The 13164-nt window shown below is 73.1% G+C and carries 12 protein-coding genes; 7 read left to right on the top strand and 5 right to left on the bottom strand.

The window, feature by feature from the left end; all coding sequences use genetic code 11:
- Window positions 1–186: 186 nt before the first annotated feature.
- The 6 genes from RIM90_RS04485 to RIM90_RS04460 all read left to right on the top strand — a co-directional run bounded on the left by RIM90_RS04485 (window position 187) and on the right by RIM90_RS04460 (window position 5696).
- Window positions 187–906, top strand: a complete 720-nt coding sequence (locus tag RIM90_RS04485; RefSeq protein ID WP_309059215.1) for a response regulator transcription factor — start codon at window positions 187–189, stop codon at window positions 904–906.
- Window positions 907–908: 2 nt separating this feature from the next.
- On the top strand, window positions 909–2021 hold the full coding sequence (locus RIM90_RS04480; protein WP_309059214.1) for a HAMP domain-containing sensor histidine kinase: 1113 nt from the start codon (window positions 909–911) through the stop codon (window positions 2019–2021).
- A gap of 154 nt (window positions 2022–2175) precedes the next feature.
- A complete protein-coding gene (locus RIM90_RS04475; protein ID WP_309059213.1) occupies window positions 2176–3300 on the top strand; it encodes an ABC transporter ATP-binding protein in 1125 nt (374 codons plus the stop codon).
- Window positions 3297–4001, top strand: a complete 705-nt coding sequence (locus tag RIM90_RS04470; RefSeq protein ID WP_309059212.1) for an ABC transporter permease subunit — start codon at window positions 3297–3299, stop codon at window positions 3999–4001. The genes RIM90_RS04475 and RIM90_RS04470 overlap by 4 nt, the downstream gene beginning before the upstream one ends.
- Window positions 3998–4663, top strand: coding sequence for an ABC transporter permease (locus tag RIM90_RS04465; protein ID WP_309059211.1), 666 nt, complete (start codon window positions 3998–4000; stop codon window positions 4661–4663). The genes RIM90_RS04470 and RIM90_RS04465 overlap by 4 nt, the downstream gene beginning before the upstream one ends.
- A gap of 76 nt (window positions 4664–4739) precedes the next feature.
- Window positions 4740–5696 (top strand): ABC transporter substrate-binding protein, encoded by a 957-nt coding sequence (locus RIM90_RS04460; protein WP_309059210.1) that lies wholly within the window; start codon window positions 4740–4742, stop codon window positions 5694–5696.
- A gap of 43 nt (window positions 5697–5739) precedes the next feature.
- On the opposite strand, the gene RIM90_RS04455 is transcribed toward RIM90_RS04460, so the two are convergent.
- Genes RIM90_RS04455 through RIM90_RS04435 form a run of 5 tightly spaced genes read right to left on the bottom strand, consistent with a single transcriptional unit; the run spans window position 5740 to window position 10649 of the window.
- A complete protein-coding gene (locus RIM90_RS04455) occupies window positions 5740–6336 on the bottom strand; it encodes an ATP/GTP-binding protein (RefSeq protein WP_309059209.1) in 597 nt (198 codons plus the stop codon).
- Entirely contained in the window at window positions 6323–6682 is a 360-nt protein-coding gene (locus tag RIM90_RS04450; RefSeq protein WP_309059208.1) for a DUF742 domain-containing protein, read from the bottom strand. The genes RIM90_RS04455 and RIM90_RS04450 overlap by 14 nt, the downstream gene beginning before the upstream one ends.
- 1 nt (window position 6683) lies before the next feature.
- Entirely contained in the window at window positions 6684–7115 is a 432-nt protein-coding gene (locus RIM90_RS04445) for a roadblock/LC7 domain-containing protein (protein WP_309059207.1), read from the bottom strand.
- Window positions 7116–7158: 43 nt separating this feature from the next.
- Window positions 7159–9582 (bottom strand): nitrate- and nitrite sensing domain-containing protein, encoded by a 2424-nt coding sequence (locus RIM90_RS04440; RefSeq protein ID WP_309059206.1) that lies wholly within the window; start codon window positions 9580–9582, stop codon window positions 7159–7161.
- Between the two features lie 50 nt (window positions 9583–9632).
- Entirely contained in the window at window positions 9633–10649 is a 1017-nt protein-coding gene (locus tag RIM90_RS04435; protein WP_309059205.1) for a substrate-binding domain-containing protein, read from the bottom strand.
- 622 nt (window positions 10650–11271) lie between these two features.
- On the opposite strand from RIM90_RS04435, the gene RIM90_RS04430 reads away from it, so the two are divergent.
- Window positions 11272–13092, top strand: coding sequence for a S8 family serine peptidase (locus RIM90_RS04430; protein WP_309059204.1), 1821 nt, complete (start codon window positions 11272–11274; stop codon window positions 13090–13092).
- Window positions 13093–13164 lie beyond the last annotated feature (72 nt).

The following is a 13164-nucleotide window of genomic DNA, read 5'->3' as shown; positions in this document are numbered from 1 at the left end:
CCCCGTGACCCGCGGAGTTCCCGCGGCCCCCGCCCGGGCCGCCCGACCGCCCCGTGCCGGGCGGGACCCGCTCCGGCACCCGCTCCCCGCACACGGAAAGGGCATACCGGGCATCGGCTCCTTACGGAACACGGACATCGGCGGCCGGCCGCCCCGCCCTCGTGCGGGGGATGCGAGGCTGGCCGCATGGAGCAGCAATCACCGCACGTGGACGCCCGGGCCCGGGTCCTCGTGGTCGACGACGACCCCACCGTCGCCGAGATCGTCACGGGCTACCTCGACCGCGCCGGACACCTCGTCGACCGGGCCGGCGACGGCCCGGAGGCGCTCGCCCGGGCGGCGGCGCACCGGCCGGACCTCGTCGTCCTCGACCTGATGCTGCCCGGCATGGACGGCCTGGAGGTGTGCCGCCGGCTGCGCGGCCACGGGCCCGTGCCGGTCATCATGCTCACCGCGCGCGGCGACGAGGACGACCGCATCCTCGGCCTGGAGGTCGGCGCCGACGACTACGTCACCAAGCCGTTCAGCCCCCGCGAACTGGTCCTGCGCGTCGAGTCCGTGCTGCGCCGCGCCCGTCCGTCCGCCCCCTCGTCCGGCGTCCTGCGGGCCGCCGGGCTCGCGGTCGACCCCGCCGCCCGCCGCGCCACCAAGAACGGTGCCGAACTGGCGCTGACCATACGCGAGTTCGACCTGCTCTGCTTCCTGCTGCGCAACCCCGGCCGGGCCTACGCCCGGGAGGAGCTGATGCGCGAGGTGTGGGGCTGGGACTTCGGCGACCTGTCCACCGTCACCGTCCACGTGCGGCGGCTGCGGGGCAAGGTCGAGGACGACCCGGCGCGGCCCCGGCTGATCCAGACCGTGTGGGGTGTCGGCTACCGCTTCGATCCCGCGGCCGGGGAGGACTGAGCGTGCGCGACATCCTTCTCATCGCCCTGTGCGCGTTCCTCGGCGCCGCCACGGCCGGAGTGCTCGGCGCGTGCGTGCTGCTGCTGATCCGCCGGCGGTCGCTGACCGCGCATCTGGCGGTGGTCGTCGGCGTCGCCGTGGCGGCGATGCTCGGGGGCACGCTGGTCGTGGCCCGGGAGATGTTCCTCTCCGCGCACGACCTGACCGTCGTGACGACCGTCGTCGCCATGGCCGCCGTGGTCTCCATGGTCACCGCGCTGCTGCTGGGCCGCTGGGTCGTCGCCCGCAGCCGGGACCTGGCGCTCGCCGCCCGCTCCTTCGGCGACGGCGGGGACTTCGCCGCGCCCGACGGCCCGTCCACCGCCGAACTCGCCGCGCTCAGCCGGGAACTGGAGGCGACCAGCGCCCGGCTCGCCGAGTCCCGGAACCGCGAGCGCGCCCTGGAGGCGTCCCGCCGCGAACTCGTGGCCTGGATCTCCCACGACCTGCGCACCCCGCTCGCCGGACTGCGCGCGATGGCCGAGGCGCTGGAGGACGGTGTCGCGGCCGACCCCGACCGCTACCTCAAGCAGATCCGCACCGAGGTGGAACACCTCAACGACATGGTCGGCGACCTGTTCGAGCTCTCCCGCATCCACGCGGGCGCGCTGACCCTCTCGCTCTCCAGGATCTCCCTGTACGACCTGGTCGGCGACGCCCTCGCCGGCGCCGACCCGCTCGCCCGCGAGCACGGCGTACGGCTCGTCGGCGCCCGGGTCGAGCCGGTGCCGGTGGAGGTGGACGGCCGGGAGATGAGCCGGGTACTGGGCAACCTGCTGGTCAACGCGATCCGCCGGACCCCGGCCGACGGAACGGTCGCCGTCGCCGTCGAACGCGCCGCCGACGGTGTGGTGCTGTCCGTCACGGACGGCTGCGGCGGCATCCCGGAGGAGGACCTGCCCCGCGTCTTCGACACCGGCTGGCGCGGCACCCACGCCCGTACCCCTCCGGCCGGCGCGGGCCTCGGGCTCGCCATCGTCCGCGGCATCGTCGAGGCCCACCACGGCAGCGCCGCGGTCCGCAACGTCACCGGGGGCTGCCGCTTCGAGGTCCGGCTGCCGACGGCACCGGGCTGAGGGCCACGCCCCGGGCGACGGGGAACACCACCGGCACCACCGTCCCGGAGCGGCGTGGCACGGGGCGTGTTCCGGGGTCCCGTCAGGGGCGCCGTCTACACTCGACCGGCGACAGACCGACAGAACTGGCAGCCCCCGAAGGGTATTCGGCGTTTTGATACGGATCGACTCAGTCACGAAGCGGTACCCGGACGGCACGGTGGCGGTCGACCGGCTCTCGCTGGACATCCCGGACCGCTCGATCACCGTTCTCGTCGGCCCCTCGGGCTGCGGCAAGACCACCACCCTCCGCATGATCAACAGGATGGTCGAACCCACCGAGGGCACGATCCTCCTCGACGGCGAGGACATCCGGAGGCAACCCGTCACCGCCCTGCGCCGGTCCATGGGGTACGTCATCCAGAACGCCGGGCTCTTCCCGCACCGCACCATCGTCGACAACATCGCCACCGTGCCCCGCATGCTCGGCTGGGGCAGGCGGCGCGCCCGGGAGCGGGCCGCGGAGCTGATGGAACGGGTGGGCCTGGACACCTCGCTGGCCCAGCGGTACCCCTACCAGCTCTCCGGCGGCCAGCAGCAGCGCGTCGGGGTGGCGCGGGCGCTCGCCGCGGACCCGCCGGTGCTGCTGATGGACGAGCCGTTCTCCGCCGTCGACCCCGTGGTGCGCAAGGGGCTGCAGGACGAACTCCTGAGGATCCAGGAGGAATTGGGCAAGACCATCGTCTTCGTCACGCACGACATCGACGAGGCGGTCAAACTGGGCACCATGGTCGCCGTCCTGCGCAGGGGCGGCCGGCTCGCCCAGTACGCGCCGCCCGCCGAGCTGCTGTCCGCCCCCGCCGACGGCTTCGTCGAGGACTTCCTCGGCGCCGACCGCGGCATCCGGCGGCTGTCCTTCTTCCCGTCCGCCGCACTGGAGTTGACCACCGACGCGGTGATCCCGGCCGACGCGCCCGCCGAGCGGATCGCCGCGTCGGACGCCCGGTACCTCCTCGTCACCGACTCCGACGGCCGCCCGCTCGGCTGGACCGAACCGGGCGAGCCGGCCGCCGGGGGCATCAGGACGGACCGACTGCTGCCCCACGGGCGGCCGTTCGTACCCGGCGCCGATTCCCTGCGGGTCGCCCTCGACTGCGCCGTGCTCTCGCCCACCGGCTGGGCCGTCGCCGTGGACGACGACGGCCGGGTGACCGGCGTCGTCTCCCAGCAGACCATCGCGGAGGCGATCCGCGCCGCCCACGCGCAGGGCCGTACGGGCAAGACCGAGGTCGCCCGGTGAACGGCTTCTTCGACATCCCGAGCGACCTCCAGCACAGCTGGTCCGGCCTGATCGGGCTGCACCTGAGGGAGGGACTGCTGCCGGTGGCCGCCGGGCTGCTGCTCGCGCTGCCGCTCGCCCAGCTGTGCGTGCGCTTCCGCTGGCTGTACCCGCCCGTGCTCGGGGTGACGACCGTGCTGTACGCCGTCCCCTCGCTGGCGTTCTTCGTCGTCCTCATCGACTACACCGGCCAGACCGAACTCACCGTGATGATCCCGCTGGCCGTCTACAGCCTCGTGGTGCTGATCCCGGCGATCGTCGACGGCGTGCGCTCGGTGCCCGAGGAGACCCTGGCCGCGGCCACCGCCATGGGCTTCGGCCCCGTACGCCGCTATCTCCAGGTGCAGTTGCCGATCGCCGCGCCCGCCATCGTCGCCGGCCTCAGAGTGGCCACGGTGTCCAGCATCTCCCTGGTCAGCGTCGGCGCCCTGATCGGCAACCAGGGCGCCCTCGGCAACCTGCTCGCAGCCGCGCAGAAGTACGACCGGCCCGAGCTGGCGGTCAACTCCGTGCTCACCACGGCCGTCCTGGCGATCCTGTGCGACGCGGCGCTGGTCCTGCTCCGGATCCTGCTGACGCCGTGGATGCCGCGCGGCACGGGCGACCGCCGCGAGCCCGCCGTGCGGCGGGCCCGGCCCGAACCGGAGGGCGCGACCCGGTGAACGTACTCGACTTCGCCCACGCCTTCTTCAGCGACGGCGCCCACTGGCACGGCTACGACGGCATCCCGCAGCGCCTCCTCGAACACGTCCGGTACACGCTGCTGGCCCTCGCCCTCGCCGCCCTGATCGGCCTGCCCGTCGGCCTGCTGACCGGGCACACCGGGCGGGGCGGGAACGCGCTCGCCTTCATCGCCAACGCCGCCCGCGCCCTGCCCAGCTTCGGCCTGCTGGTGCTGGTCGTCCTGCTGATCGGCTTCGGTCTGCTGCCCGTGATGATCCCGCTGGTCGTCCTGGCCGTCCCGCCGATCCTGGTGACCACCTACGAGGCGGTCCGCTCCGTCGACCCCTCCCCGGTGGACGCCGCCCGCGGCATGGGCATGCACGAGTCGCGGATCCTCCTCCAGGTCGAACTGCCGGTGGCGCTCCCGCTGATCCTGAGCGGGCTGCGTTCGGCGGCCATCCAGATCGTGTCGACGGCCACCATCGCCGCGTACGTCAGTCTCGGCGGCCTCGGCCGGTACATCATCGACGGGCTCTACCAGCGCGACTACGAGAAGGTGGTCGGCGGCGCCACGCTGGTGGCCGTGCTGGCGCTGCTCACGCTCGCGGTGTTCTGGGCGGCGGGGCGGTTCGCGGTGTCGCCCGGAGTGCGCAGGCGCTGACGGGCGCCCAGCCGTGGGGGAAACCGTGACCAGGCCGCTCTTGACTGACCGTGAAGCGGCTGGATTGGATCGGTGGATGACTTCTACCGCGCAGAGCAGCAGGTCCAGGACGAGGCACACCGGCGCGGCGGCCGTCGCGCTCACCGCCGTGACGGCGCTGCTCGCGGGCTGTTCCTCCGGCGACACCTCCGACAACCCCCTCGCGGGGGAGAAGGCGGGGGCCGGCACGGTCGTCGTCGGCTCGAACAACTTCGCCGAGAGCACCCTGCTCGCCGACATCTACGGCGAGGCGCTCCGGGCCAAGGGCATCAAGGTCACCTACAAGCACAACATCGGCAGTCGTGAGACGACGTACGGCCTGATGAAGAACGGCTCGATCACGGTCCTGCCGGAGTACAACGGCTCGCTGCTCGCCTACCTCGACCCCGAGGCCGAGCAGAAGTCCGCCGACGCCGTGAACGCGGCCGTCAAGGCCAAGCTCGACAAGGAGCTGACGCTGCTCGAGTCGTCGCCGGCCGAGAACAAGGACTCGGTCAGCGTCAACACCGAGACGGCGAAGAAGTACGGCCTCACGTCGTCGTCCACCCTCGCGGACCTCAAGGACGTCGCGCCGGAGATGGTGATCGGCGGTTCGCCGGAGTTCCAGACCCGGCGGCAGGGCCTGGAGGGCCTGAAGTCCGTCTACGGCCTGGAGTTCAAGTCGTTCAAGGCGCTCGACGCGGGCGGCCCGCTGACCCAGGAGGCGCTGACCAGGAACACCGTGCAGGCCGCGGACATCTTCACCACGGACCCGACCATCGTCAAGGAGAAGTTCGTCGTCCTGAAGGACCCGGAGAACCTCTTCGGGTTCGCGAACGTGACCCCGCTGGTGCACAAGGACGGGCTCTCCCGGAAGGGCGTCGACGCGCTCAACGCGGTCTCCGCCGAGCTGGACACCCAGACCCTCCTCGACCTGGACGCGCAGGTGCAGCTGGAGAAGAAGGACCCGCTGGACGTGGCCAAGGCCTGGCTGAAGTCGGCCGGCCTGGCCTGACTCCCGGTGGGGTGCGGCGGACGGGCCGCACCCCACGGGCGGTTCACCGCGCCGGGACGGCCTCGGCGATCAGCCGGTCGATCAGCGCGACCAGCACGTCCCGGCACGACTCCCGCTCCCGCGCGTCGCACAGCAGCACCGGCACGCCCTCCGGCAGCGTCAGCGCCTCCCGGACGTCCTCGGCCGGGTACGGGTGCTCCCCGTGGAAGCCGTTGACGGCGATCACGAACGGGATGCCCCGGCGTTCGAAGAAGTCGATCGCGGCGAAGCTGGACTCGGGCCTGCGCACATCCACCAGGACCACCGCGCCCAGCGCGCCGAGCGCCAGGTCGTTCCACATGAACCAGAACCGCTGCTGTCCCGGCGTGCCGAAGAGGTACAGCACGAGGTCGTCGGAGACGGTGATCCGGCCGAAGTCCATGGCCACGGTGGTGGCACGTTTCTCCTCGATGCCGTCCAGGTCGTCGACGTCCAGGCCCGCCATGGTCAGCGGTTCCTCGGTGCGCAGCGGGACGATCTCGCTGACCGAGCCGACCATGGTCGTCTTGCCCACGCCGAAGCCTCCGGCGATCAGGATCTTGACCGTGTCGGGTGCCGAACGCCCGGTGGACGCCCGGGCGATGGTGTCAGAGCCGGCCAAGGCCGTCCCTCACTTTCTGCAGCAGGTCCAGGTCCGGGGTGGTGCGGGTGACGGGGTGCGGCGGGTGGACGGTGATCCGGCCCGCCTCCAGCAGGTCGCAGAGCAGGATGACGATCACGCTCACCGGGAGGTCGAGACGCGCGGCGAGCTCGGCGACCGCGACCGGCTCGGCGCACAGCCGCAGGATCCGCGTGTGTTCGGGCTGCGGCCGGGGGGCCGCCTGCGGCTGCGGATCCGCCGCCGTCACCGTCGTGATGAGCGTGAAGTCGGCGCGGCTGGGCCGGGTCCGGCCACCGGTCAGGGTGAAGGGTCGTACGAGCCGGCCCGCCGAGTCGCCTCCGCCCACCTCACACGCCGGAGTCGGCGCCGGCGCCGGCCGAGCCCCGAGGTGCCGCGCTGAGGTGCTCGCCGATCTTCTTCACCAGCATGTTCATCTGGTACGCCACCACGCCGACGTCCGCGCCGGGACCGGTGAGCACCACGAGATGGGCGCCGGGACCGGCCGAGGTGAGGATCAGGAAGCTGTTGGCCATCTCGATGAGCGCCTGGCGCACCGGGCCGCCGCGGAAGTCCATGCTGACGCCCTTGCTGAGACTCATCAGACCGGAGGCGGTCGCCGCCAGGCGTTCCGCGTCGTCGCGCAGGAAGCCGGTGGACTTGCTGACCACCAGCCCGTCCTCGGAGAGCACCACGGCCTGGTTCACGTCGGCGACGCGTTCCACGAGTCCGGTCAGCAGCTGGTCCAGCTGGGTGTGCGTGGCGGGGATGGGGCGTGTCATGGCGGGGTTCCTTCGTGAGCGGTCGGCGTCGGCGTTTCGGCGGTCAGTGGTCGGAGGGCGGAGCCGGGAGCCCGGGGGAGGCGGCGGGCGCGGGCGCCGGTGCCGCCGTGCCGTCCTCGGCGCCGTGCGGCGGCGGACCGGCGTCCTCGGCGTCGCCGGCCCCGTCGTCGTCCCGTGCCCGGAGCGTGCCGCGCTGGAAGCCGGCGAGGGAGGAGGCGGCGCGTTCCGCGGTGAAGTCGTCGCCGGAGCCGTCCTCGGCGGCCGGGGCGGGTTCCTCGCGCAGCTCGGCGGCCAGGCTGGTCTGCGGCACCCGGCGGGGGAGCGGGGCGAGGCCGTCCCGGCGGGCGCCGGACACGGCGGCGGCAGCCGGCGCGGGGGCGGTCCGCACGGCGGTCGCGGACCGGGACGTCGCGGTCCGCGCGCCCGCGGCGGCCCGCCCGTTCGCGGTGGTGTCCGCGCTCCCGCGGTCCGCCGTGCCGTTCACGGCCGCCGGGGCCCCGGTGCTCCTGTCGTCCGGGGCTTCCCGCCCGGTGCCGGGCGGCACGTCCCGCACCACGATCTCGTGCGGGACCAGCACGATCGCGGTCGTCCCGCCGTACGGCGAGGGGCGCAGCGTGACGACGATGCCGTGCCGGTGGGCGAGCTGGGAGACCACGAACATGCCGAGCCGGAGGTCGTCGGCGAGCGCCACCACGTCGAACTGCGGGGGCCTGCCCAACTGGGCGTTGAGGGAGGCGTAGTCCTCCTCCGACATGCCGAGGCCCCGGTCCTCGATCTCGACCGCGAGGCCCCTGGCCACCATCGCGGCCCGCACCCCGACGGGACTCGGCGCCGGCGAGTACGCCGTCGCGTTGTCGATCAGCTCGGCCAGCAGGTGGATCACGTCGGCCACCGCGGGCGGGGCCAGGGCGACCTCCTCCTCGGTGTGCACCTCCACCCGCTGGTACTCGGCGACCTCGCCGACGGCGCTGCGCAGGATGTCGATCAGCGCGACCGGTTCGCTCCAGGAGCGGCCGGGACGCTCGCCGCTGATGATGACCAGGTTCTCCTCGTAGCGGCGCAACTGGCTGGCCGTGGAGTCCAGTTCGTACAGGCCCGCGAGGACCTCGGGGTCGGTGTGCCGGCGTTCCAGCTCGTCGAGCTTGCCGAGCTGGAGGTTGACCAGGTTCTGGCTCTGCCGCGCGATGCCCAGGATGACCTTCTGGAAACCGCGCCGGGTGTCGGCGAGTTCGACCGCGGTGTGCACGGCGGTGCGCTGCGCGGTGTTGAACGCCTGGGCGACCTGGCCCAGTTCGTCGTGGCCGTAGTCCAGCGCGGTCGTCGCCGACTCCGCGTCGACCTTCTCGCCGCGCTGCAGCCGGGCCACCACGTCGGGCAGCCGCTCCTCGGCGAGGCCGAGGGTGGCCATGCGCAGACCGCGCAGCCGGCGGGACAGCGAGCGGGTGATGCGCCAGGACAGGCCGACGCACAGCAGCAGGGCGAGCAGTCCGCCGGCGCTCAGGGAGGCGGCGGTCAGCAGCAGGCCGCGGGCCTCGTCGGCGCTGCGGGTGAGCAGCGCGTCGGTCTGCTGCCGGATCATGGCGTCGTACTGCGGGGAGACCTTGTCCATGGCCTCGTTCCACCGCTCCTGCACGTCCGGCATGTCGACGCCGCGGCCCTCGCCCATGGGCCGGGTGGCGAGCACCTGGTCCTCGACCGCCAGCAGGGCGCGCCACTCGGGGCTCTGCAGGATCCGCTCGGCCTGCGTCCTGGTGCTGCCGTGCAGGGACGGCACGATCCGGTCCTCGACCAGCCAGCGGCGGGTGTGGACCAGCTCCGCGAACTCGTTCCAGCCCTGCGCGTCGAGGCTCCCGGAGGACCAGGCGAGGGTGAGCCGCGCGTCCTCCCGGGAGACCAGCTCCGCCGCCTGCTCCAGCGCGACCAGCGGGCCGGCCTGCGAGGTCAGGTCCCCGTCGTCGACCTGGGACAGCTCCTGGAAGGCGTGGATCTGGTCGTCGATGATCGAGGCGTACTGGTCGAGCGCCTGCTCGGCGGTGATGTCGCCCGGGTCGTCCACCTGGTCCCGGTAGTACTCCAGGCTGCCCACCGAACCGAGCACCGAGTACAGCCGGTCCGAGACGCGCGCCGGTGCCCCGGCGATCGCGTCCGCCTGCCCCACCAGCTTCGCCACCGCCCTGTCGGTCTTCTCGCGCTGCGCCTCGAGGGCGGACCGGGAGCCCCGGGGCTCGGCCAGCCACGCGGCGGTCAGCCTCCGCTCCCGCTGCAACGCGAGCGCGGCCTCCGTCCCCATCGCGCCGGTCGACCGGCTCAGCTCCGTCTGGGAACGCAGCCGCAGTCCCTCCGAGAACATCTGGATCGTCGTCACGCCCCACATGGCCGCGAGGGTGACGCTGGGCACCAGCGCCAGCAGGACCAGCGAGAGACGTATGGAGCCGAGACGGCGCCGGGCACCTGTCCGTGGAGACATCGTCGTCCTAGAGCGGTCGGATGTGCGGGGAAGTGTTCACGGGACGGGCGTCAGCGGGTTCCGTTGGCGGCGAACCCGGCGACCGAGGCGGCGTCGGCCCGCGTGACGAACGCCGGCCCGGTGAGCACGGGCGCGACTCCGCCGCCGCTGACGTTGCCGTTGGTCCGGTACAGCCACAGCGCGTCCACGGCGAGATAGCCCTGCAGGTAGGGCTGCTGGTCGACGGCGAACTGGACGTTGCCGCCGCGCACGGCGTCCACCAGGTCCTCGCTGAGGTCGAAGGTGGCGACACGGGCGTCGCTGTCCGCCTCCTCGACCGCGTCGACCGCGGTGAGCGCGTAGTCCGCCCCGTTGGTGACGACCTCGTCGATGGTCCGGTCCTGCCGCAGCCGGGCGGCGATGATGCCGGAGACGGCGCGCATGTCGGTGCCGTCCACGTAGAGGTTCTCGGTCGTCCCGCCGAACGTCTTCTTCACACCGGCGCAGCGGGCCTCCAGGGCGACGTTGCCGCGCTCGTGGACGACGCACAGGGCGTGCTTGGCCTTCAGGTCGTTCAGCTTGTCGCCGACGGCCTGGCCCGCGACGCCCTCGTCCTGCCCGAAGTACTCCAGCAGTCCTGACGACCTCCAGGCGTCGATACCGGAGTTGAGCCCGACCACGGGGATGTCCGCGGCCCGTGCCTCGTTGACCGGGCCCTTCATGGCCTGCGGCTTGGCCAGCGTCAGCGCGATGCCGTCGACGCCGTCCCGGACCGCGTCGCGCACCAGCTCGGCCTGCCCCGCCGGGTCCGGGTCGCTCACGTACGTCAGGTCGATGCCGTCCTTCGCGGCCGCCGCCTCGGCTCCCTTGCGCACCCGGTCCCAGAAGGCGTCGTCCTCGGTCCCGTGGGTGACCATCGTGACCTTCATCCGTCCGGCGCCGGCCGTGCCCGCGCCGCCCGGTCCCGAGGAGTCGTCGGCCGCGCCGGTCGACGAGCAGCCGGCCACCAGCAGGCCGACGGCGGCTGCCAGGGCCGCCAGGGGGAGAGGGCGGCCCGGGGGGCGGTGCGACGGAGGACGAGTGTTCATGAGGGGTGCGGACCTCGCTGTGCGGCAGAGCAAGAGCAGGGGAGAGCACGGGCGGAACCGCGGGGTGTGCGCCGACCGGGTGACTCTCACTGGCCCGGAGCCAACCGTGTCGAACCACCGGTCGTCAAGTGAACGGCCACGTGAAGTGAGGTGTCGCTGCCGCATCGTGATGAAGCGTGGGGCGCGGGGCGGGAGCGGCGGCGACGCCCGCGGAACCCGAACCGCCCGGACGGTACGGAGTGCGTCCGGCGGAGCCTCGAAGGGGCCGGAACGGGACGGGTCTTACCCGCGCAGTCCGGGAGAACCGCCCGGCGCGCCCGCCCCCGTGGCGAGGCGGGCATAGCGGCCCGTTCCTGGTCAACCGCCTTTCACCGAGGGTGGGTTCCCTGCCGGATCGAGGGTTTCCCCCGTATCCCGCGCCCCCTCGCCGTGCCTATCGTTCGAGCGCAGCCGACCCACAGGTAACCCCGAACGGGCCGCCGCACGCGCCTGGCCGGCCGACGCGTCGTACGTCGATTCACCCCACCGCTTCGAGGACGAAGCGAATCGATCCCCCTCCCCACTCTCCGCGCCGCACGGAGCACTCCGTGCTGCCCGGATCCATGGCACGAAAGGCACACCCTTGCGTACCTCCTCCCCGAACTCCCCCCGGAGCTCCTCCCCGAGACGGAAGCTGATATCCGTCGCCGCTCTCTCCGTCGCCCTCCTGACGACCGCCTCCGCCCAGGTCGCCGTCGCCCAGGACTCCCCCTCCGACGCGCCGGCCGTCCCCGCGGCCCGGACCGAGGCCGCGCCCGGCGTCCCGGCCGAGCGGCTCATCGTCGGCTACAAGTCCGGCGCCGCCGAGGCCAAGTCGAACAAGGCCGCCGCCGCCGACGCCCGGGCCAAGGGCGAGGAGACCGGCGAGGACGTCGGCTTCCAGCGCCGTCTCGGCACCGGAGCCGCCCTCGTCGAGCTGGGCGAGGACGCCGGCGCGGCGGACGTCGCCGACGTCGTCGCCGAGTACAGCGCCGACCCGCAGGTCGCCTACGTCGTGCCGGACCGCCTCAACAAGCCGCTGGCCACCCCGAACGACACCGAGTACACCAAGCAGTGGGACCTGTTCGAGACCACCGCCGGCATGCGCGTGCCCGGTGCCTGGGACCTCGCCACCGGCAGCGGGGTCACCGTCGCCGTGATCGACACCGGTTACGTCGCCCACTCCGACCTCGCCGCGAACGTCGTCGGAGGCTACGACTTCATCTCCGACACCGCCGTCGCCGTCGACGGCAACGGCCGCGACAGCAACCCGGCCGACCCCGGCGACTGGTACGCCGCCGGCGAGTGCGGCCAGCAGACCGGCAGCAACTCCTCCTGGCACGGCACGCACGTCGCGGGCACCATCGCCGCCGCCACCAACAACGGCAAGGGCATCGCCGGCGTCGCGTACGGCGCGAAGATCTCCCCGCTGCGCGTCCTCGGCAAGTGCGGCGGCTACGACTCCGACATCATCGACGCCATCACCTGGGCGTCCGGCGGCGCCGTCTCCGGCGTGCCCGCCAACCCGAACGTCGCCAAGGTCATCAACATGAGCCTGGGCGGCGGCGGAACGTGCAGCACCGCCACGCAGAACGCCATCAACGGCGCCGTCAGCCGCGGCACCACGGTCGTCGTCGCGGCCGGCAACAGCAACGCGAACGCCGCGAACTACTCCCCGGCGAGCTGCAACAACGTCATCACGGTCGCCGCGACCAACCGCTCCGGCAGCCGCTCGTACTACTCCAACTACGGCACGGTCGTGGACATCGCCGCGCCCGGCGGCGAGACCCGTACCACCACCTCCGGCGGCATCCTGTCCACGCTGAATTCCGGCACCCGGACCCCGTCGACCGAGAACTACGCCCACTACCAGGGCACCAGCATGGCCGCCCCGCACATCGCGGGCCTCGCCGCGCTGATGAAGTCGGCGAACACCGCCCTCACCCCGGCGCAGATCGAGTCGGCGATCAAGTCCAACGCCCGCGCCCTGCCCGGCACCTGCTCCGGCGGCTGCGGCGCCGGCCTCGCGGACGCCGCCAAGACGGTCCAGGCGGTCAAGGGCGGTACGTCCACGGGCGGTTCCGCGTACTCCAGCACCACCGCCGTCTCCATCCCGGACAACGGCTCGGCGATCGAGTCGCCGATCACCGTCAGCGGCCGCAGCGGCAACGCGCCGTCGACCCTCCAGGTGGGCGTGGACATCACCCACACCTACCGCGGTGACCTGGTCGTCGACCTGGTGGCACCGGACGGTTCGGTGTACCGCCTGAAGTCCGCCAGCTCCTCCGACTCCGCGGACGACGTCACCACCACCTACACGGTGAACGCCTCGGCCGAGGCCGCCAACGGCACCTGGAAGCTGCGCGTCCAGGACACGGCAGCGGCGGACACCGGCCGGCTCAACGGCTGGCAGCTGACCTTCTAGCCCTCCCCGGCGGGGGGGGGGGGGGGGGGGGGGGGGGGGGGGGGGGGGGCCGCCCCCCCCGCCAGCCGGGGG

Origin of the sequence: Streptomyces sp. (genome assembly GCF_031181555.1) — a bacterium.
GTDB lineage: Bacteria > Actinomycetota > Actinomycetes > Streptomycetales > Streptomycetaceae > Streptomyces > Streptomyces fimbriatus.
This window is presented reverse-complemented; position numbering and strand designations above follow the sequence as displayed.